General features: G+C 63.3%; 15 protein-coding genes. 9 read left to right on the forward strand and 6 right to left on the reverse strand.

Annotated features, from left to right (window positions below; all coding sequences use genetic code 11):
• Nucleotides 1-36: 36 nt before the first annotated feature.
• Nucleotides 37-312, forward strand: coding sequence for a copper-binding protein (locus HZ321_RS05090; protein ID WP_181700832.1), 276 nt, complete (start codon nucleotides 37-39; stop codon nucleotides 310-312).
• Between the two features lie 72 nt (nucleotides 313-384).
• On the opposite strand, the gene HZ321_RS05095 is transcribed toward HZ321_RS05090, so the two are convergent.
• Both HZ321_RS05095 and HZ321_RS05100 read right to left on the reverse strand, forming a co-directional pair.
• Complete coding sequence (locus HZ321_RS05095; RefSeq protein WP_181700834.1) at nucleotides 385-1,206, reverse strand: WD40/YVTN/BNR-like repeat-containing protein; 822 nt, start codon at nucleotides 1,204-1,206, stop codon at nucleotides 385-387.
• 49 nt (nucleotides 1,207-1,255) lie between these two features.
• On the reverse strand, nucleotides 1,256-1,741 hold the full coding sequence (locus HZ321_RS05100; protein ID WP_181700835.1) for a hypothetical protein: 486 nt from the start codon (nucleotides 1,739-1,741) through the stop codon (nucleotides 1,256-1,258).
• Between the two features lie 114 nt (nucleotides 1,742-1,855).
• Between HZ321_RS05100 and HZ321_RS05105 the strand changes: the two genes are divergently transcribed.
• The 4 genes from HZ321_RS05105 (at nucleotide 1,856) to HZ321_RS05120 (ending at nucleotide 4,646) form a co-directional block, all read left to right on the forward strand.
• On the forward strand, nucleotides 1,856-2,224 hold the full coding sequence (locus HZ321_RS05105; protein ID WP_181700837.1) for a hypothetical protein: 369 nt from the start codon (nucleotides 1,856-1,858) through the stop codon (nucleotides 2,222-2,224).
• An 86-nt stretch (nucleotides 2,225-2,310) separates the two neighbouring features.
• Complete coding sequence (locus HZ321_RS05110) at nucleotides 2,311-3,744, forward strand: multicopper oxidase family protein (protein WP_181700840.1); 1,434 nt, start codon at nucleotides 2,311-2,313, stop codon at nucleotides 3,742-3,744.
• A gap of 57 nt (nucleotides 3,745-3,801) precedes the next feature.
• Nucleotides 3,802-4,431 (forward strand): CopM family metallochaperone, encoded by a 630-nt coding sequence (gene copM, locus HZ321_RS21995; RefSeq protein WP_425305372.1) that lies wholly within the window; start codon nucleotides 3,802-3,804, stop codon nucleotides 4,429-4,431.
• Entirely contained in the window at nucleotides 4,428-4,646 is a 219-nt protein-coding gene (locus HZ321_RS05120; RefSeq protein WP_181700843.1) for a DUF2933 domain-containing protein, read from the forward strand. Before copM ends, HZ321_RS05120 begins: the two co-directional genes overlap by 4 nt.
• Here HZ321_RS05120 and HZ321_RS05125 read toward each other — a convergent pair.
• On the reverse strand, nucleotides 4,643-5,551 hold the full coding sequence (locus tag HZ321_RS05125) for an SRPBCC family protein (RefSeq protein ID WP_181700845.1): 909 nt from the start codon (nucleotides 5,549-5,551) through the stop codon (nucleotides 4,643-4,645). The two genes, HZ321_RS05120 and HZ321_RS05125, sit on opposite strands and share 4 nt — an antisense overlap.
• 92 nt (nucleotides 5,552-5,643) lie before the next feature.
• Between HZ321_RS05125 and HZ321_RS05130 the strand changes: the two genes are divergently transcribed.
• Nucleotides 5,644-8,031, forward strand: a complete 2,388-nt coding sequence (locus HZ321_RS05130; protein WP_244635576.1) for a heavy metal translocating P-type ATPase — start codon at nucleotides 5,644-5,646, stop codon at nucleotides 8,029-8,031.
• A 1,024-nt stretch (nucleotides 8,032-9,055) separates the two neighbouring features.
• Here the strand turns inward: HZ321_RS05130 and HZ321_RS05135 are convergent.
• Together HZ321_RS05135 and HZ321_RS05140 are read right to left on the reverse strand one after the other, a co-directional pair.
• Nucleotides 9,056-10,411 carry a sensor histidine kinase gene (locus HZ321_RS05135; RefSeq protein WP_181700847.1) on the reverse strand — a complete coding sequence of 452 codons (1,356 nt, stop codon included), beginning with the start codon at nucleotides 10,409-10,411 and terminating at the stop codon, nucleotides 9,056-9,058.
• Between the two features lie 38 nt (nucleotides 10,412-10,449).
• Nucleotides 10,450-11,586: a sugar ABC transporter substrate-binding protein gene (locus HZ321_RS05140; protein ID WP_181700849.1), complete on the reverse strand. Its 1,137-nt coding sequence runs from the start codon at nucleotides 11,584-11,586 to the stop codon at nucleotides 10,450-10,452.
• Nucleotides 11,587-12,597: 1,011 nt separating this feature from the next.
• Here HZ321_RS05140 and HZ321_RS05145 point away from each other — a divergent pair.
• Together HZ321_RS05145 and HZ321_RS05150 are read left to right on the forward strand one after the other, a co-directional pair.
• Entirely contained in the window at nucleotides 12,598-12,915 is a 318-nt protein-coding gene (locus HZ321_RS05145) for a hypothetical protein (protein WP_181700851.1), read from the forward strand.
• A 1,054-nt stretch (nucleotides 12,916-13,969) separates the two neighbouring features.
• Nucleotides 13,970-15,637: a methyl-accepting chemotaxis protein gene (locus HZ321_RS05150; RefSeq protein WP_181700853.1), complete on the forward strand. Its 1,668-nt coding sequence runs from the start codon at nucleotides 13,970-13,972 to the stop codon at nucleotides 15,635-15,637.
• Nucleotides 15,638-16,222: 585 nt separating this feature from the next.
• Here the strand turns inward: HZ321_RS05150 and HZ321_RS05155 are convergent.
• Nucleotides 16,223-16,960: an EAL domain-containing protein gene (locus tag HZ321_RS05155; protein ID WP_244635577.1), complete on the reverse strand. Its 738-nt coding sequence runs from the start codon at nucleotides 16,958-16,960 to the stop codon at nucleotides 16,223-16,225.
• Between the two features lie 485 nt (nucleotides 16,961-17,445).
• On the opposite strand from HZ321_RS05155, the gene HZ321_RS05160 reads away from it, so the two are divergent.
• Nucleotides 17,446-20,115: a hybrid sensor histidine kinase/response regulator gene (locus tag HZ321_RS05160; protein ID WP_181700855.1), complete on the forward strand. Its 2,670-nt coding sequence runs from the start codon at nucleotides 17,446-17,448 to the stop codon at nucleotides 20,113-20,115.
• Nucleotides 20,116-20,151 lie beyond the last annotated feature (36 nt).

The following is a 20,151-nucleotide window of genomic DNA, read 5'->3' on the forward strand; positions in this document are numbered from 1 at the left end:
GTCCACTCCCATCCCCCACCAGAAAGGACGGAACCCATGAAGACGCTCATCCTCGCGCTGTCGCTCGCTGCGCTTTCGGTTGCGACCGCCCACGCCGAGCCAGTCTCCGGCGAGATCAAGAAGATCAACGAATCCGCCGGGAAGATCACGATCAAGCACGAGCCGATCCCGAACCTCGACATGGACGCCATGACCATGGTGTTCCGCGTCGCCGACCCCGCCTTCCTCAAGCAGGTGAAGGTCGGCGACAAGGTCACGTTCGAGGCCGACCGGGTTAATGGCGCCATCACGGTGACCACGATCAAGAAATGACATTGCGCCGGGCGGCCAGACCAGGGCCGCCCGGCCACCTGATGGTCACCGCCGTGAGCGACCCGCGGCGGCTTACTGGAGGAGCGGGATCCAGGTCCGGCCGCCATCGGTCGACCGGATCATCGCGCCGTTGTAGGTCGCCGCAGCCATCTCGCCGTCCTTGACCGCGAGGTGCAGGATGGCGTCGTCAGCGAGCGTCGGGCCGACCGCCGCGAACTCGTTGGCGCCGGGGACCTTGCGGGTGAGGCCATTTTGGACGTCGTAGGCCCAGACCGTGCCGTCGGCCGTCGTGGTCACCATGGTCACGGGGGCCTCCGTGTCGCCCGCCTTTGACCAGGATGCGCCGAGGTCCGGGCTTTCGAACAGCCCGGCCTGTGTGGCCGCATAGATTTTCTCGGAATCGATGGCGGACAGCGCGAGGCCGATCATAGGGGCCGGCGGCCGTCCGGTGACCGCCCATGTCCGACCGCCGTTGCGGCTCGCCTGGATCGCGCCGAAGACGCCAACCATGATCGCCGGGTCCGCCTTGCCGACGTCCATCTGGTGGAAGTCGACGGGACCGTCCGCTCCGGGAGACAGTGGCTCCCAGGTCCGGCCGCCGTCCCGGCTCACGATGACGCCGAGGTTGCCGCCGCCCTCCGGATGGCCGCTCGCCAAGAAGACGCCGCCACCGGCGGGATGCACGGAGAAGCCCATGAAGTCGTCGCGGCGCTCGGAGACCGCTGCGAGTTCGCCGTCCTCCAGTGCCAGCAACCCGTGATGGGTGGCGACAAGCAGGCGGCCTGGATCGGCGGGATCCCAGGCGAGGCCGTGGACGTGGGTGCCGTCGAGCGAGGCGGCGCCGGCCGGAAGGGCGGCGAGCAGGGCGACGGCGAGAACGGCGGAAAACTTCATGGGGCGCTCCGGTGGTTTGCCGGGAAGATCGGGCGCTCAGGGCCGCCGATCAAGATGGTCCACCGACGCGGGGCGCATCGGTCACCCTGCTCCGGCCCGCCGCCCACAGGGCCACGGCGGGAACGACGATCCACTGCAGGAGCGGCGCGAGACCCGTGCCGAAGGGCGGCAGCAGCGGCATCAGGTCCGTATAGGCCCAGGAGCGCCGGATATGGACGTTCAGCCACTCGCTGAAGACGGTGTAGCCGATCCCGAGAACGAGAGTGGCCGCGGCGACCCGGCGGAATCGAGCGCCCGGCCATCGTCCGTCGGCAAGAACAACGAGCGAGATCCAGAGACAGCTGGAGGCGATGAGGAGGTCGCCGCCGAGGCAGTGCAGTCCGGCGAAGATCACCGTTCCCCAGGACTCGCGCCATATTGCGTAGAGCGGCATCTGCGCGAACTCCCAGACGAGGTCGAGCAGGAGCGTCGCCGCCAAATAGCGGCGAAAGGCGGGAAGCCACGCGCCCGCGTCCCCTTCACCTCTCGAATTCATGCCGCTCGACCTTGCCAGCGCCGGACGATGCAAGATCCGTCCGACATTTGATCCGGGTCAAGGATCATCTGGCCCGGCCACAATATCCTGGCCCCAATGGAGGAGTCGTCCGCCGTGCGTTTCGCCGTGATCATCCTCGCCCTCCTGGCGATGATCGTCGGCCCGGTTTCCGGGCCGGTGCCGGCGCATGCCGTCGATGTCGGCGTTTCGGCGACCGGCACGACCGAATCCGACTGCGGGCACGGCCTGCACGTCGGTGCTCTCAAGCCGGGGACGGCCCATGGCCCGTGCGACGACGGCGGCGCGACCTGCATGGACGCGAACGGCTGTCGGCACCTCGGTTGCGTGACGGGCGGACCCGTTCCAGTGGCGATGGCCCCTGTGTCACCGGCCGCTGGTCCGGCCATGCCCGCTGCGGACGCGGACCGTCCCGACGGCCTAGACATTGCCCCACTGCTCGATCCTCCCAGACCGCTTGCCTGAACTCGAGGCGCCGCGCGGCTCCGGCCGGCGGCTGGGCTTTCCTGCGCCGTCGTCAGACGACGGGCGCTCGTCGGATCGAGATCACCATGAACCGCAGAGACTTTCTGAAGGCCGCGCTTGCGGGCGCCGCTACCTTGTCGCTTCCCAACTACCGCGCCTTCGCGGCACCGGCCGTGCTGTTGATCGGCACCCGCACGCTCGACGTCAACGGCCGCGCGGCGACAGTCCATTCGCTGCTCGGGCCGGACGGGCGGCCGGGCCTGACGCTCGACGCCGGCACGGACTTCGACGTCGTGCTCCGCAACGGACTGTCCGAGGAAACGATGATCCACTGGCACGGGCTCACCCCGCCGTGGGACCAGGACGGCGTACCCGGCCTGCCGACGCCCATCCTCGGCGGGGGCGCGGAGCGGAGCTACCGCTTCCCGGTCGGGGTCGGTGGCACCCACTGGATGCACGCCCACACGCTTCAGGAGCAGAACCTGCTCGCCGCGCCGCTGATCGTCCGCACGGCCGAGGACCGGGCGGCCGACGAGCAGGAGGTCGTCGTCCTTCTGCACGACTTCTCCTTCACGCCGGCGGCCGAACTGCTCGCCCGGCTCCAGCGCGGCGACAGAGCGGCCGGCCACGGCGGGATGGCTCCGATGAACCACGGCTCCACGGACATAGGCGCGATGTCGATGCCCGGCATGGACCACGGCGCCATGGGCGGGACGGGCGCGATGGACTTCAACGACATCGCCTACGACGCCTACCTCGCCAACGACCGGACGCTGGACGATCCGGAGGTCGTGAGGATCGAGACGGGCGTCGTCCGGCTGCGGATCATCAACGGCGCGACAGCGACGGCCTTCACGATCGACCTCGGTGCGATCGAGGGCGATCTGATCGCCGTGGACGGCCAGGCCGTCGTTCCCGTGCGCGGCCGGCGGTTCCCGACGACCATGGGCCAGCGAATCGACCTGCGGATCCGCATCCCGGTGGGCGGCGGGGCCTTCCCGGTGCTGGCGCTGCGCGAAGGCGCGCCGGAACGGACGGGCATCGTGCTCGCCACCGCCGGGGCCGCCGTGGCGAAGCTCCCGGGCGTCGGCGACGTCTCGGGACCGGTCCTCGGGGCGGAGTTCGAGATGGGGCTGCGCGCGGCGAAACCGCTCATCGAGCGCGCTCCGGACCAGACCGCCATGGTCCACCTCGGAGGCGACATGGCGACCTATCGCTGGGGGATGATGGGGATCGACGGCCTGACGGTCCGCAAGGGCCAGCGAGTCGAGATCACCATGATGAACATGTCGATGATGGCGCACCCCATGCACCTGCACGGCCACCATCTCCAGGTGGTCGCCGTGGACGGCCAGCGGTTCGCGGGCGCGGTGCGCGACACGGTGCTGGTGCCGCCGATGCGGGCGGTGACGATCGCCGTGGATACCGACAACCCCGGCCGATGGGCTTTCCACTGCCACCACCTCTACCACATGGCGGCCGGCACGATGGCCAGCTTCGCCTACGTGGACGTGGCCTGACGACAGCGGCCCGGCCGTCCCACGTGGCCGAGTTCCCTTAAATTCCAGGAGAGCATTATGACGAAGACCCTGATCCGCGTTCTTGCGGCCGCGACCCTCGCGATCGCCACGCCCGTGTTCGCGCAGGACGCCGACCACTCGGCCCATCACCCCGACGGAGCGGGTGCCGCTGCCGAGACGCCCGCGGCGCCCCTCGAAGCACCGGCGGTGACGGCGCCGGACGGCGCTGCGATGCCGGCACCCCCACCCATGGCGGGCAAGTCCGGAATGGCCGGAATGCCCGGGGGCATGGACTGCATGAGAATGTTGCAGTCCATGATGGGCGGCGGCATGCCGATGATGGGCGGCGCGATGGCCGGGCCGGACGGGTCGGGGTCCGGCGGAATGGCGATGGGCGGGGGCATGCCCATGCCCGCGCCCGCAGCGCCGTCCACGGCGGCCTACCGTATCGCCAGCGAGCGCATGCACGCAGGAATGGCAATCGCCTACTCGGGCGATGCCGACGCCGACTTCGTACGCGGCATGATCGCCCACCACCGGGGCGCGATCGAGATGGCGGAAACGGTGCTCGAGTACGGCCAGGATCCCGAGATCCGGAAGCTGGCCGAGGAGGTGATCGCCGCGCAGGAGGCGGAGGTCGCCACGATGCGCAAGTGGCTGCTCGATCACAAGGGCGCAGCCCGATGACGCCCGCGTCCCTCGTTCCCCGGACTACGTCCGGGTGGATCGTCGCGACCGTCTTCGCGATTGGTGTCGGCCTCGCGGTCATCGATCATTGGACGCATGTGCTCGGCGTGCTGCCCTATCTCGTGATCCTCGCCTGCCCGCTGATGCATGTCGTCATGCACAGAGGCCACGGCGGCCATGCCGGCCACGGCCGGGGCAGGAGCACCGGCAGCTAAAGTGCGACCCGACCGCGCCAGAGGGCGAATACCCAAGCCGCGGCGGCGGCCAGGATCACGGGCAGGAAGTCGGAGGCGATCGCCGCGTTCACAGCGGCGAACGTCCCGAGCGTCAGCGCGCCGGTCGCCGCGAGGGTCCACCAGGCCCAGCGCTCGCCGGCCCGAAAGGCGGTCGCGGCCGTGGCCGCCGTCATCGTCCCGAGGCCGAGGGCGAAGCCGCCCCAGGATCGGAACACCATCCCGATCCAGGCGAACAGCTGCGGGCTGAAGGTGCGGAGCTGGTCCGGGGTGAGCCCGGTAAAGGCGCTGTCCTCCGGCAGCAGGACGAAGGACGGGCGGACGAGGATGAAAGCCAGCCCCATGATCATGGCCAGGACGCCGAGGCCGAGAAGGACGACCCATGCGTCGGCCGGTGGCTGCGGACGGACGGGCTCGGGCACCGCCTGCGCCATCCTGCCGAGACACCAACGCGCGAACAGGCGGCCGAACAGAACCCCGAGCCAGCGGTTCCGGATCGGCAGGTCGTAATCGATGAAGAGCCGCACCCGCGAGCCCTGTCCATTGGAGGTCACCTCGAAGCCCATGCGGTATCCGCCGATCACGACGAGAGCGGGCGAGCCGACGGTCTCCCAGACCTTCCGCACCGGCGGCTCGCGCTCGGTCACCACTTCCTCGAGGCCGAGCGAAAACCCGAAGGCGCGGCCAACCATGGAGATCTTCGAGCCGACGGCACGTCCGCCGCGCTCGTCGATCGTGGTCACCATGCCGCCGCCGCCCATCATCAGGGAGCCGCGTCCCATGTGCGCGGCGAGGTTCCGATGCTCATCCAGGGCGTCGAACACCTCGCCGGGCGCGGCGCGCGAGCGGATCCGCACGTCCTCATGCCTGACCAGCGATCCGGCCATCTCCGTGATCCCGATCCGAGCGAAATTGGCCCTTGACCTTCCCGTCACTGGAAGGCCCAGGGTCGATCATCAGCATCAACCCGGAGGCGGACATGTCAATGCAGCATTCCCACGGACACCGGCCCGGGCAGGCCCACGACGGCCACCATGGCCATGCTCATTCGGGTCATGATCACGCGCACGGACCCTCCACGGTGAAGGACCCCGTCTGCGGCATGGACGTCGATCCGGCGACGGCGACGCATCGGGCCGAGCATGCGGGCCAGACCTATTTCTTTTGCTCCGCCGGCTGCGAGACAAAATTCAAGGCGGCTCCCGAGCGCTATACGCAGCCGCAGCCCGCGCCCGTCGCCACGACGCTGCCCGAAGGCACGATCTACACCTGCCCGATGCACCCGCAGATCCGCCAGGTCGGCCCCGGCAGCTGCCCGATCTGCGGCATGGCTCTCGAACCGGAGATCGCCACCGGCGAGGAGGGCCCGAGCGAGGAGCTGCGCGACATGACGCGGCGCTTCTGGATCGGGCTCGGCCTGTCGGTTCCGATCGTCGCGCTGGAGATGGGCGCGCACTTCCTCGGCCTTGACCACATCATCGACGGCCGGACCTCGAACTGGCTGCAGATGCTGCTCGCGACGCCGGTCGTGCTCTGGGCGGGCTGGCCCTTCTTCGTGCGCGGCTGGAACTCGCTGGTCGTCCGCTCGCTCAACATGTTCACGCTGATCGCCATGGGCACCGGGATCGCCTGGCTCTACAGCATGGTGGCGACCCTTGTGCCCGGCGTCTTCCCGTCCGCCTTCCGCGACCACGACGGATCGGTCGCCGTCTACTTCGAGGCGGCGGCGGTGATCATCGTGCTGGTCCTGCTCGGACAGGTGCTGGAGCTGCGCGCCCGCGAGCAGACGTCGGGCGCGATCAAGGCGCTTCTGAACCTCGCCCCCGCCACGGCGCGGCGCATCCGGGAGGATGGTTCGGATGAGGAGGTGGCGCTCGGCCACGTGCAGGTCGGCGACCGGCTCCGCGTCCGCCCCGGCGACAGGGTGCCGCTCGACGGGGAGGTGCTGGAGGGGCGGTCGAATGTGGACGAGTCCATGGTTACCGGCGAGCCGTTGCCCGTCCAGAAGGCGGCCGGCGCCAAGGTGATCGGCGGGACGATCAACGGCCAGGGCTCCTTCGTGATGCAGGCCGAGAAGGTCGGCGCGGATACCATGCTGTCGCAGATCGTCCAGATGGTCGCCAAGGCGCAGCGCTCCCGCGCACCAATCCAGCGGCTCGCCGATCAGGTGTCCGCCTGGTTCGTGCCCGCCGTGGTGCTGATCGCCGTCGTCGCCTTCGTCGTCTGGGCGGTGTGGGGGCCGGAGCCGTCGATGGCCTACGGGCTGATCGCGGCGGTCAGCGTGCTGATCATCGCCTGTCCCTGCGCCCTCGGGCTCGCCACACCGATGTCGATCATGGTCGGCGTCGGCCGGGGCGCCCAGGCGGGCGTCCTGATAAAGAACGCCGAGGCGCTGGAGCGCATGGAAAAGGTCGACCTGCTCGTCGTCGACAAGACGGGTACGTTGACCGAAGGCAAGCCCCGGGTGACCGCCCTCCGCCCGGCGCCTGGCTTCACCGAGGACGAGCTGCTGCGCCTTGCCGCGAGCCTGGAGCAGGCCTCGGAGCATCCGCTCGCCGCCGCCATCGTGGCGGCCGCCAAGGAGAGGGGCTTCGCGCTAGATCCGGTGAAGGACTTCGACAGCCCGACGGGCAAGGGCGTCATCGGCCGGATCGGCGGCCGCACCGTCGTGCTCGGCAACGCGCGCTATCTGGCCGAGACCGGGGCGGACGCGGCGGCGATCGAGGCGGAAGCCGATCGCCTGCGCGGCGACGGCGCCACCGCCATCCTGGCCGCCGTGGATGGACGGCCGGCGGGCGTGCTCGCGATCGCCGACCCGATCAAGCCGACCACGCCGGATGCCATCCGCGCCCTGCACGACGCCAGCATCCGCATCGTGATGCTGACGGGCGACAACCGGACCAGTGCAGAAGCGGTCGCCCGCAAGCTCGGAATTGACGAGGTGAAGGCCGAGGTACTGCCAGAAGACAAGGGCAACATCGTCGCTGGTTTCCGGAGCGAAGGCCAGGTGGTCGCCATGGCCGGCGACGGTGTTAACGACGCGCCCGCGCTGGCGGCGGCGGATGTCGGCATCGCCATGGGCACGGGGACCGACGTCGCCATGGAGAGCGCGGGCGTGACGCTTCTGCGCGGCGACCTGATGGGCATCGTCCAGGCCCGGAAGCTCAGCCGGGCGACCATGTCCAACATCCGCCAGAACCTCTTCTTCGCCTTTGTCTACAATGCGGCGGGCGTACCTGTGGCGGCGGGTGTGCTATATCCGGTGACGGGGCTCCTCCTGTCGCCGATCATTGCGGCGGCGGCCATGGCACTCTCCTCCTTCAGCGTGATCGTGAATGCGCTGCGGCTCCGGGTGACCCGCATCTGAGGCGGAGCCGCCAGCGTCTCTCCGTTGTTGAGAGCTCGCCGGGTCCGGTGCTAGACCGATGTAGCTGAGCCACGTGCACGGTCAGGGCTCTGCCGAAGCGCTCGATTGTCTCGGCGCGCTGGATATGGAGCTGGTCGCGTATGTTGAGGCCGAAGACGGCCGGAATTCGAGTATCGTTCAGTTCTCAAAACGCCACTTGCGACGGTGGCGGTGCTGGAAAGATCAGCACGCCCCAACGGCAATAGAACAACATCGGCTGATGAACCACGTTTCGCCTAGTCAGTAACTGCTTCGGAGTGTTGCCAATTAGCCTCATTGGGTTTTGTTGAAGCCAGTTCTAGCGTTGATCCGAAGTGGTCCTAGCTGTTAACAGCTCGTTAATCAATCCGGCGCAGCCTTGCCTGAGTTTTAGGAGGGCAGGCTATGAAAGAGGCGCCAATATCCGACAGCGTTTTCATGCCGCGCGGTTGGCACATGGCCATCGTGGTCACCACTTCCGTGTTTATGTGGTTGTGCCTGCTGGTGCCCTTGATGTCCTGAGCTGACGCGGTTGAGTTCTCAATCCACATTGACATAGTGGATCCTGCTGATCGAGCGGGCGTCTTCGTCGCGCAGCCAACAATTTCGCAATATTCCGACTAAGTTGCTTGCTGCCAGCGTAAATGCGGGCTGCTTGCATGCATTCTGCTCGCGCGTTGTAGTCGATGCTAAGCTTGTGACCACGTAAATCGATTAACTTAGCATGTCCAGTGGATTCAAGGAGCAACGCGGCACTTACCCCTTCAGATCAGTCGACGCGGTTGCAGTTCGTGACAGCCGAACCGAAACTCGGCGTGCACCCAAACGAAACGGCGGCCGTGTTCACAGAACTGCTACCTCATCAGACCCGAAGCGTTTGAGTTAGGGCTGCACCGGATCGGAAAAGCCAGTCTCGATAGCTCTCACGTATTCTCAAGCCTTAGCTTTGGTAAAGCAGAGCACGTTGACAGTTGTTCAGGCGATCTACTTTGGTCGGCATCCCGGCTTACGAGCTATTCAATGGGAACGCAAGTCGGGCAGTGAAGCCGGGTTGGCGGTACTCGTAGTCAATGGTCGCGTCAATTGCACGGGCCATCGCCTTTACAATGCGGGTCCCTAGCCCAGTTCCTTTGATCTCGCCCTTGCAGCTCTCGGTCCCGTCGTCTTCGACCGCGAGCAGAGCCTTTCCATCTGGGGTCCTGCTCAGCGAAACCCTCACCTCGCCGCTGCGGTCGGGATAGGCGTACTTAGCGGCGTTCATGACCCACTCGGCCGCGATCACACCCAGGTTGATGCTGGAATCGGTCTTCAGCGCGAGCGGCTCGAGCTGAAACTTGAGGCGGATCCTGTTGTGTTGGCCCATCATCGATTGGAACTGCTCGAGCATGCTGCGCAGGTAGTCGTCCAGTGCCACTTCGGAGACGTCATCCGACTGATAGAGTCGTTGGTGAACCATCGCCACGGCCTGAATACGCGACTGGATTTCCTCCAGCACCGCCTTGGTCGTCTGATCCTCCAGGGCATTTGACTGCAAGCGCACCAGAGCCGACACCATGCCGAGGCTGTTCGCAACGCGGTGATAGACCTCCCGCATTAGGAGCTCCGCGCGGTCTTTGGCTTCTCGCATTTGTTCGGTCCGCCTTATAAGGTCGGCCGTCCTCAGTGCAACTTTGTGCTCGAGTTCGCCGTTGATCGCGCTCAGCGCGTCGCGGGCACGCACAAGTTCGGCGGCGTATCGCCGGAGGGTCAGGAGTGCCGCGCCTACCGAAAGAACTGCTACCAAAGCGCCCGTCACGGACACAAGCCGTAGCAATTCCGCATTGCGGGCTTGCTCTCCCACCAAGGTCGACAGGCGTTGGTCGGCGGCCAGACTAACTCCGGTAATGTAGATGTTAGACTCGTCCATCAGCGCCTTGCCGCGGTTCGTTAGCACCACGTCCAGAGCCTCCCGGGACCGCTGCGAGCGGGCGAGGTCGATGGTCTCCTCGATCTCCAAGAATTTGTCGTCGATGATTGAGCGCAGCTTCGGAATAAGGGGCTCGAGCGTCTCGTAGCCCTCAACGCGGGATGGAATGTCGGCGATCACCCGCCTCGCCTCGATTCGGGCCGACGAGAATGGCGCGAGGTAAACCTCATTGTTTGTATAGAGGAAACCACGTTGGCTCGATTCCGCCCTTTGAAGGGCTTCCCGCAGTACGACGGCCGCCGTCTTCAGGTCGCGTGCAGCAAGGGTCTGTACGGCAAGCTCGGATGACCGACGATCTAGCCAGAATGCTACGGACACGATCGATGCCAACGCGATTAAGCCGACTGTGATGAAGAGGAACTGCATCCGAGCGAGAGGTGGGACGGTCGCATTCATCTCTGTCGATCGCTGCAGGTCAGGTGCGCCCCGGACACCTAAGGCTTCTCGGATGACCATGGGAAATTGACGTACTGGTCACGAGTGTCATAGCAGATGTTGCCGTACATTCTGAGATAAGAATCCCGCCGGACAGGATCACTGAACGCCGGGGCCGGGTTCTCGAGATCGGCTTCGTAGGCGGCAAGGTTGTCGCCGTCCAGTGCCATAGGCAGTATGTCCATCGCCTGCGGGACGCTGCGCCCGGCCAGCCAGTCGGCCCCGAACTGCCCAATGGCGTAGCCAAACACAGGGGAGTTGAGCGCGATGCTCGCCTTGTAGGGGCCGACGCCGCTCTTGATCTCGGCAATCGCCTCTGGCTCTCCGTCGATGCCGCCGAGGAACTGGTCCGGACGATCCTTCTTTGCCTCCCGGAGAGCGCGCAGAGCGCCGAGAACAACGGAGTCCGCGCCAAGCACGACGTCAATGTCGGGAATTGCCGCAAGGACCCTGACCATAACCTCGTAGCCGCCCTGCTCGGTCACGGTTTTTGGAGCAATGTCGGCAACGATTGTCACTCCGGGCAGTTGGCTCAGATCGTCCCGCATGGCCTGGAAGCGGGGGGCCAGGAATTGAAGGGTATCCTGTGTCAGGATCACCACCTTGGCATTGCCGTTCAGCTTGCCCTTTATGTGGGCGACGGCTTTTTCCGCAAGGATCTTTCCCGTCTGGTACTGCGGCGCATTCAAAATCAATGTCGCTGGCGGCGGGACGACCGAACCGACGAATGCACCGGACCAGATAGCCCTCGTGACACTCTGCCTCACGACTGACGGGTTGGAGGACGTGGCGACCATCGCTCCGACTTTTGCATCCACCATGCGCTGAATTTCTGTGGCCGCAGTTTCCGCGTCGCTGTTCGCCAGAACGCGTTCGTACATTAGTCCTCGATCCGCGGCTGCAAGGGAAAGGCCGTGATTTACTCCCTCGAGGAACTTGCGGTCGTTCTCCTGGATGAAGGCCAAAACCGGATGAAGTCCTACGGGCGCGCTGCAGCGCGGAGCGTTAGCATCGAAAGCTGCGAACTGCGCTGGTACAGTAATGCCTGGAGGACCTTGCAGCTCGTCGGCCGCATAGGCCCGCACGGCGCCGAGGAGGAGTAATGCTAGGCCGGAAGTCTGGACTGGATGACCCATAGCGTCTCCTTACCCGGTATGGCCTTGCCTATCTTCTACGCCAGGCCAGCCGTGATCCAAACAATGGGTACCTGGAGACAGGTATGGCATCGGTCAAGATTGATCGGTGCCCGAATCTTTCCGAACCTGCCGGTTTTGCGGAACTCTTTTAAGGTAAGCGTTGATTCCGGCGGCCTCATCTCGCAATCGGTCCAATAGAAAGCGAGCGGCAATAACCGCTGCACGATGCTGGTTAGGGCTCTGCTCACGCATTCCCAAGTTAGCAATCAGGTCGGCTAGGCGGTGTTCAGCATCAGCGATATCGACGGCCGTAGGAGTTGTTCCTCGTCGCGCAATGCGCCAGGGCCGCTTGGTGTATGGCATCGATAACCCCTGCCGAGCTTGTCTGTCTTATTCTAATTGCCACGATAAAAACATCAATATGCGGGCCATTGCGAACTCGCCATTTCGTTCCGAGATTGACGGAATTTCGCTCCCCGCCGGATCTTAAACAAATGACGGCCCATCCTGCCGAGCGAGGGAGTTCCGCCGTCTGCATCGGGCAAATCTCGTGCATGACCTCGAAGTACCGCACGTGGCGGTGACGCAGCGCCACGCTGGCCAGTCGGTCGCAGCACGCGGGCTTCTCGGATCGTCACGCGTTGAGATGTTAGCTGTTTTAAAGGTATTAATGGCAACGCTCGCCGACTTAGAGGCGAGGAAACGGACGCCGTATGACCGGACGCTGTCGGACATCCTAGAAGCGTTGGAAGCGGCCGGCGTGTCATTATCGCAGAGAACGGCGGGGGTGCGGGCGTGCGGATGGCGAAGCCGAGTTCTGGCGGCCGCAACGAGTAAAGCGACCATGCACATTGACTTCGATCTTCATATGCGCCTCATTTGGGGCTGCAGTGCCGTAGATCACGGCGAGCTTGCGGTTTCGTGATGGTGCCGGTCAAAACTCGGTGGGCTGAGCGGCCGTAGATCCTCGCAACTGCTTGGAGAGCCCAGGTAGATTGTGGAGGAAGACCGATGAGAACCTACGCTACATCCTTTGTCGCTATCTGTGTCAGCGTCGCGGCATCGCCAGCTTTGGCCGCTTCCAGCGGATATTTGTCCGACCCGGCATATGACAGTCGCGATGCGGACCTGATGAAGCTTGATCGGCAGGCCAATGTCACGGGATCTGCAATCGGAATGAGCGGTGCCGCGAGCACTTATACCCCAGGCATCTGGGACGCTGCGAACCGGCCGCAGGACCTTCAGATCATGAAGCGAGGTATGGTGTCGAACGAGAGGCCGACATCCACCTACGCGCCATTTATTGACCCGGCCATTAGCTACGATTGAGTGGACCAGAATGGCCCCAGTGGCCGACCGATCTGTAAAGAGCAGCCCTCGCCGACGGGGGCTGCTCCGAATCCGAACATGGATCTGAATTTTTGTATTTCTGAGTCCACGTCCAAGCCTGCTCTGTAGACGTTAGGGCAGGCGCAAGCAAGAAACGAGATGGACGTAGAGTTAATCTATATTCACGACCATATTCTCCCAATGTCTGCGGAATTGTTATCGGACCCAAGGTTCCTAGCTGCCTCCTCCCCACGTTCTCACCCCGATTCTGCTCAGCGGCTCCCAGTCAGATACTCAAATTGTTAGATGCACGGCGTGGCTCGGCCCTAGAGGAAAATGAACCGCAAGCTGGGTGCTCCTTCAGGCCGCCCCCCCGCGGCTACTCGACGAGCCTCAGCATAGGCGATGGATAGGTCCTCAGACTCCCCGCAACCCATACAGGTGGCCGTCTCAGGGTCCATGCTGATGCCAACAGCTCGCTTGCACTTCGCACAGCCTAGCACTCTGTTCTCGTGCATATGCCCGCCTCCGGTGTGTCTGTCAGCAGCATGTCCGCTGTCACAGACCGTCAGTTGTTCCCCATGTGTTCCCGTGCCATCACTCGGGCATGAGAACGGTTCCTTCTTCCAAACCGCAGAACGTGTTCGCCGTCGAGCTCTGGTCCGACGATGGCAGCAAGCTCCTGGAGACGCTTGCAACTGCAGGCAACTTCCCGCTCGCCCGGGCAGCGTACAACGAAGGAGTGCGGCGATATCCAGGCAAACGCCTCATGATCCGACATGCCACGCGGGTAGTGGTGGATGGCGGATTGCCAAGCGCGCGTCCACCAAGTTGAAAAGTTTCGCAAGACCACAAGCCTCCGGCAACTGGTGGGTTTGGATCCGGAAGAATGCCGCCGGGCAGTAAACTGTGTCCGCATCAAAGCGGCCGTTAGTGTCACGTTAATTTGGTGCGTATTTCTTCTTATCAGATACGCCTAACATAAGTCGTACATGTTTTGGGAGATTTAACGCCTGACAAGTATGTGTGGCGCCTTGTAATTGGGGGCAGTCAGATGTCTATCAAGAATAAACTTTTCTTAGCGCTCGGACTACTAACAGTTGCGCTAGCGTCTGTAGGCCTTGAGGGTTTCCATGCTTTAGCACAGCTATCAGAGAAAACACGTACTATAGTCGAAGACCGCGTCAAGCCTATGGAACAGCTGAAGGCGGTTGCCGATGCCTACGCTGTGGACGTCGTCGGATCGGCCCACCAGCTACACCTCGGAAGGCTGGGCTGGGATGCTGCGGAGCTGGAGTTGCGTGATGCGATGAAGGCGGTGGACGACCATTGGTCTGCATACTCCATGACCTACATGGTTCCGGACGAGAAAGCTTTGGCCGATAAGGTTACCGAGGCGATGTCCAAGTCTGAGCAAGCGATATCTGAGTACCAGATTATTGTTTCGAACAAAGACTCGGCTGCGCTTGCGTCATTTGTTACTGAGCGACTTTACCCGGCAGTAGATCCCATCGAGAAGCCGTTGAGAGAGTTGATCAACCTTCAAATCCACGTAGCTGAGCAAGAATTCACTGCCGCGGAAGATGCTCGTTACGCATCGATCATCACCATGCTGGGCATCGGAGCGGTTTCGCTCGCCGTCGTCGCGTTTGCAGGCTGGACCGTTCTGGGTGGAGTAACCCGGCCGATTGCCGCGATTCAGAATGCCATGCTGCGCCTCGCAGGCCAGGACCTCGGCACCACTATCCCTGGCATCGGCCGCAAGGATGAAATCGGCGCGATGGCGGCAGCTGTCCAGGTCTTCAAGGAGAACGGCATCGAGCGACAGCGCTTGGAGGCCGAGCAGGCCGAACTGCGGGCAGCCCGCGAGCGGCGCGCTGCCCTCATCGAGCAGCTTATCAACGGCTTCGACAGCGACGTCAGCATGGTTCTGAAGACTGTCGCGTCGGCTTCGTCGGAACTGGAGGCCACAGCGGCCTCACTGTCTGCCACCGCCGAGGAGAGCGCAACGAGCGCAACGAGCGTTGGAGCGGCCTCTGAGCAGGCGTCCTCGAATGTTCACACTGTTGCAGCCGCATCTGAGGAGCTTGCAACGTCGATTTCAGAGATCACCGGTCAGGTGCATGCCTCGGCGACTATTGCCGACCAAGCCCTGAAAGCCGCAAGCAAGACGGAAAGTACTGTGAAAACACTCGTGGCCTCGGCTGACCGGATCGGCAGCGTTGTGAACTTGATCAGCGACATCGCCGGGCAAACGAATCTGCTTGCGCTCAACGCCACTATCGAAGCCGCGCGGGCTGGTGAGGCAGGTAGAGGGTTTGCTGTGGTGGCGACAGAAGTGAAGTCGCTGGCCAACCAAACGGCGAAAGCGACTGAGGAGATCGAGTCTCAGATTACCGAGATGCAGGGAGCAACGTCGCGCGTCGCCGAGTCAATCCGGAGCATCGGCGACGTTATCCAGCGCATTTCTGAGGTCTCGGCGGCCATTTCCGCGGCTGTCGAGCAGCAGGGGGCGGCGACGCGGGAAATTGCGCGCAACGTCAATGAGGCCGCCGCCGGTACGCAGCAAATGTCATCCAATATCGAGGCCGTGACCTATGCCGCCACCCAGACAGGGTCCGGCGCCGCTCAGGTACTTTCCTCATCACAAGAACTCGCGCGGCAATCGGACGCTTTGAAATCTAAGGTAGAAGACTTCTTTTCCCAGATCCGGGCAGCTTAAAAGGTACGGCGGAGAAGGGTTGGCGGCGTTCGGCGCCGCCAGCACATTTTATTAAGCTATTCTTCTTTTAGTCCGATTTTGGCCGGTCCAGATTCGGCTCTATCCTCGCTTCAAACTTGGGCCGAAGATTCGGGCCAATTGTGAGTCGGGCCGATTGGAAACCAGTCAAATTGGCACCTCCCTGCAAAGAGCCGCCCCACTAAGAGGCGGCTCCTTACACTTTTCAGGACCGATGGTGTGGCTAGAACGGCCAGGATTGAACTATCGCCCAAATGCTCAAAAGCCACTTGCGAGTGGCGGTGCTGGGGTTGTCACATGATCATCGTGGCAACCAGGTCCGTGTTGATGTGGTTGTGCCCGCTGGTGTCCGTGCTCTCCTAATCTGACGCAATAGCAGCGCTAGATCGTTTCGATACAGTGGGTCCTGCAGGGTTTGCGTCTGGCCGATGCGATCAGGCCGTTGAGTCAAGAAAAAATCGCTGGTTCGCTGCCGCGGCATTTTCCTGGGATAACGAAGGATTGGTCGGGGAAAGTTTCACGGCGCCAGGTCACGTCGCCTTGCGTCGACCAAAAGCGAACGGATTTTCAGGCGGCAGGAAGTCGGATGCTTGGGGCTGGCAGAGCCTCGAACCCAGGCCGGGCAAACAGATAGCCCTGCAGCAGCGTAATCCCCATTTCCGCGATGGTCTGCGCCTCGGACATTGTCTCAATCCCCTCGGCTATCACCCGTACCCCGAGTTCCTCGCAGGCCACGCGCAAGCCGTTGACGATTGCCCGCTTTGCCCTATCGCTGTCGATATCGCGGACGAGCTTCATGTCAATTTTCACGTAGTCCGGGATGATTTCCGAAAGCAGATTAAGTTGTGAGTACCCGGCGCCGAAGTCGTCGATTGCGGTCCCCAGCCCTTGTGCCTTGTACTCCTGGAAGATCTGGCGGACTTTGTCGTGATCCACGATCTTCTCGTCCTCAGTCAACTCGAACACGAGACGGCTTTGGGGCAATCCCGTGCGGCGTGTGGCGTCGAGCGTGGCGCGAAGGCAATTGCGTGGTTCGTACACTGCATTTGGTGCGAAGTTGATGTTTAGCTTGCAGGCGAGACCCAGCCGCGACGCCGTTTCGATTGCTGTCACTCGGCACTTCTGGTCGAATGCGTAGCGGTTCTCTGGCGTGATCTGGTGGAGCACTTCCCACGCCGACTGGCCTTGCGCGCCGCGGACGAGAGCCTCGAAAGAGTGGACCTCCCCCGACCGGATGTCCACGATCGGCTGGAAAGCCATAGCGATCTCGAAGCCGACGCCGTTGCGGCAAACTTTGCAGTCCATAAAAACGCACTCCAGAGCCCTGCAACCCAGAATGCAAATGGATGTATGAGGAATAAGTTGACAGGCTGCGCCTCACCACACTCGGATCCCTGAAACAGGACGTCTCCTTCTGGCGCTTTGCCGACAATCATTCGTCGCGCGTCATCAATTGCTGCTTTTGCGGCTATGCGATTTATAGAGGTAATCGCGACTTGCAGATATATCGAGATCGGCTTCTAACCAGAAGCAGTCCAGACCAGATTCACACCGCCGCCGCTGCAAGTCATCCGGAACGTCTCAGCACCGTGGACAGGTGCGCTGGAGACGGAACCGCCGGTATCTCCCCTATCGTGAGCGACCGGTCGGCAACTTTCCGTGATCTGTGAGGGTTTGTAGGACTGAACGGGCTCCCGTTTGTGAATGGGCTGCCGCCTTGGGAGTAAAAATCCAAGCGCAAAAAACGGCACGAGGTCTCGGGGGATTGATTGCGAATTTCTGACCGAAAAATGCTGTTTAGCCAGATAGTCGAATTCGTGCCGGTGGCCATCTGGTTTACCGACCCGGCCGGCCAGTGCACTTACCTCAACAGCAGATGGTTCGATGTCACAGGTCAGCCACCGGATGAAGCGTTGGGATCTGGTTGGCTCAGAGCCACGCATCCAGACGACAGGTCAGCGGCAGAGCGAATCTTCTTGGAGGCAAATGCGAGGCAAGAGCCCTTCCAGATCGAGTATCGTTTACGACGGTTCGACGGCGTCTACCGTTGGTCGATCGACGCGGCGAATCCGCGGTTTGCAGAGAACGGCGAATTTCTCGGCTACGTCGGAACGGTCATCGATATCCACGATAGGCGCGCTGCGGAGGAGCGACTCCGGGCAAGCGAGGAGCGCCTCCGGCTTGCGACGGAACACGCCGAGGTCGGCTTCTGGGACGTGGACGAGATCAACGGCATCCTCCACTGGCCGCCGATCCTGAAGGGGATGTTCGGCATTCCGGCTGACGAGACCGTGTCGATGGCCGATTTCTACGCAGGGCTTCACCCCGACGAAAGGGATGCGGTGGCCGCCGCGTACAAAGCCGCATCCGACCCACGGCAGCGCGCGCTCTACGACGTGGAGTACCGGACGATCGGCAAAGCGGACGGTGTCATCCGATGGGTTGCAGCCAAGGGAAAGGGTGTGTTCGATGACAGCGGTCGTTGCGTCCGGGTAGTTGGGACCGCGATGGACATCACGGCGCGAAAGGAGATCGAATCGCGGCTGATCGAACTCAACGAGACGCTTGAGCGCCGCGTGGAGGAACGGACAGCGGAACGGGACAGGGCGTGGAAAAACTCCAGAGATTTGCAGGTGGTTCTCGACGCTGACGGACGCGTGACGGCCGCCAACGAGGCGTGGGCGACGATCCTGGGCTACAGCCCCGACGATGTGATCGGGCGTTTCTATCTCGACTTCGTGCTGCCAGACGACCAGGAATCGAGCTTGTCCGCCTTTGCGATTGCCCGGACGGGTACACTGCCGCCCCACATCAGTCGTTATCGTCATCGGGACGGGAGTTCGCGCTTCATCTCGTGGGTCGCCGCGCCGGAAGGTGGCCTGGTCTACGCGAACGGACGCGATGTTTCCGACGAGTGGGCCCGCCAGGCCGAGCTCGTATCCGCCGAAGCCGCCCGCCGTGAGTCGGACGCTCTCTATCGCGCCTATTTCGAGAACTCGCCCGAGGCTTTGTTCGTCATCCGTGTTGAATCGGATGGCGGCTTCTTCGTCGAGCAGATCAACCCGGCGCACGAGGCCGGCGTGGGTTTCAAGCTGTCCGAGGTACGCGGCCGCCGGATCGAGGACTTTCTGCCGCCGGCCGCCGCGGAAGCCGTCCTCCGCCGGTACCGCGAGGTTTTGTCGACGGACGGTATCGTCCAGTACCGCGAGACGTTCGAGCTGCGGGGCGAGCAGCAGCACTGGGACACATCCCTAGTTCCCGTGCGGGAGGCGGACGGGCGAATAGGCCGGATCATCGGCTCCAGCCGAAACATCACGCCGCAGGTCACCGCCGAGGAGAGGTTGCGACAGGCTCAGAAGATGGAGGCGGTAGGCCAGTTGACGGGGGGCATCGCCCACGACTTCAACAATCTGCTCGGAGCCGTTGTAAGCGGGTTCGATCTCATTCGCCGGAGACCGGACGAGCCCGGCCGGGTCCTGCGGATTGCAGAGAGCGGACTTGCTGCCGCCGAACGCGGGGCGAAGCTGACGGCCCAATTGCTTGCATTCTCGCGCTCCCAGAAGATCGACATCCGCCCGCTCCTCGTCTCGGCTCTGGTGGAAGGCATGCGGGATTTGCTCGGCCACACGCTGGGCCCGCAGGTGCGCGTCCGGTTCGAACTCGACGGAAGGCCTGTCGCGGTGCTGTCCGATCCGGTGCAGCTGGAAATGGCCGTGCTCAACCTGGCGATCAACGCAAGGGACGCCATGCCCGGTGGCGGCGAACTCGTCATCCGGACGTCCGTGGTGAACCTCGTCGCCGATCCGGAACTGCCGGAGGGTCCATACGTGGAACTCGCAGTCGCCGACAACGGCGTCGGCATGCCGCCGGAGGTCGCGGCCAGGGCGTTCGATCCGTTCTTCACGACCAAGGAGATCGGACAGGGGACCGGACTCGGACTGTCGCAGGTGTATGGCATCGCCCGTCAGGCTGGCGGCAGCGCACGCATCCACACGGTGCCCGGTGCAGGAACGACCGTCTTGCTCCTACTGCCGACGACGGAGGATGAGGTCAGCGCGCCCCAAGGCCCCCAGCCGCAGGAGCTGCAAATCGTCGAGACGTATTCGGTTCTGGTGATTGACGACGACGAGGATGTCCGGCGCATGCTCTGCGAAGTCTTGGATGTCCTGGGCTACCGTGTTTTCGAAGCGCCCGACGGACCCAGCGGTTTAGCCCAATTCGCAAGGACCAATCCGGATATTGTCATTCTGGATTATGCCATGCCGGGTATGAACGGCGCTAAGGTGGCTGACGCGATCCGCACGACCGATCCTGACGCGCCCATCGTTTTTGCGAGCGGCTATTCGGACACGGCGGCCATCGAAGCCGTCACTGGAACGCCTGTTCCGCTCCTGCGAAAACCCTTCATGATCGATGAACTCCAAGCCGTTCTTTCAACGATGTTGAAGAGAAAAGACTGATGCTTGCCGGCAGACGTTCGCAGCGCCCTGTCGCCG

The sequence above is a fragment of the Chthonobacter albigriseus genome, assembly GCF_013839445.1.
Lineage (GTDB): Bacteria > Pseudomonadota > Alphaproteobacteria > Rhizobiales > Pleomorphomonadaceae > Chthonobacter > Chthonobacter albigriseus.

What these genes read in the sequence shown, in the direction of transcription:
- HZ321_RS05150 (WP_181700853.1), top strand. Translation starts at nt 13,970, where the DNA reads ATGTCTATCAAGAATAAACTTTTCTTAGCGCTCGGACTACTAACAGTT.
- HZ321_RS05120 (WP_181700843.1), top strand. Translation starts at nt 4,428, where the DNA reads ATGACGCCCGCGTCCCTCGTTCCCCGGACTACGTCCGGGTGGATCGTC.
- HZ321_RS05145 (WP_181700851.1), top strand. Translation starts at nt 12,598, where the DNA reads ATGAGAACCTACGCTACATCCTTTGTCGCTATCTGTGTCAGCGTCGCG.
- HZ321_RS05160 (WP_181700855.1), top strand. Translation starts at nt 17,446, where the DNA reads ATGCTGTTTAGCCAGATAGTCGAATTCGTGCCGGTGGCCATCTGGTTT.
- copM (WP_425305372.1), top strand. Translation starts at nt 3,802, where the DNA reads ATGACGAAGACCCTGATCCGCGTTCTTGCGGCCGCGACCCTCGCGATC.
- HZ321_RS05110 (WP_181700840.1), top strand. Translation starts at nt 2,311, where the DNA reads ATGAACCGCAGAGACTTTCTGAAGGCCGCGCTTGCGGGCGCCGCTACC.
- HZ321_RS05095 (WP_181700834.1), bottom strand. Translation starts at nt 1,206, where the DNA reads ATGAAGTTTTCCGCCGTTCTCGCCGTCGCCCTGCTCGCCGCCCTTCCG.
- HZ321_RS05125 (WP_181700845.1), bottom strand. Translation starts at nt 5,551, where the DNA reads ATGGCCGGATCGCTGGTCAGGCATGAGGACGTGCGGATCCGCTCGCGC.
- HZ321_RS05100 (WP_181700835.1), bottom strand. Translation starts at nt 1,741, where the DNA reads ATGAATTCGAGAGGTGAAGGGGACGCGGGCGCGTGGCTTCCCGCCTTT.
- HZ321_RS05155 (WP_244635577.1), bottom strand. Translation starts at nt 16,960, where the DNA reads ATGGACTGCAAAGTTTGCCGCAACGGCGTCGGCTTCGAGATCGCTATG.
- HZ321_RS05135 (WP_181700847.1), bottom strand. Translation starts at nt 10,411, where the DNA reads ATGAATGCGACCGTCCCACCTCTCGCTCGGATGCAGTTCCTCTTCATC.
- HZ321_RS05090 (WP_181700832.1), top strand. Translation starts at nt 37, where the DNA reads ATGAAGACGCTCATCCTCGCGCTGTCGCTCGCTGCGCTTTCGGTTGCG.
- HZ321_RS05140 (WP_181700849.1), bottom strand. Translation starts at nt 11,586, where the DNA reads ATGGGTCATCCAGTCCAGACTTCCGGCCTAGCATTACTCCTCCTCGGC.
- HZ321_RS05130 (WP_244635576.1), top strand. Translation starts at nt 5,644, where the DNA reads ATGTCAATGCAGCATTCCCACGGACACCGGCCCGGGCAGGCCCACGAC.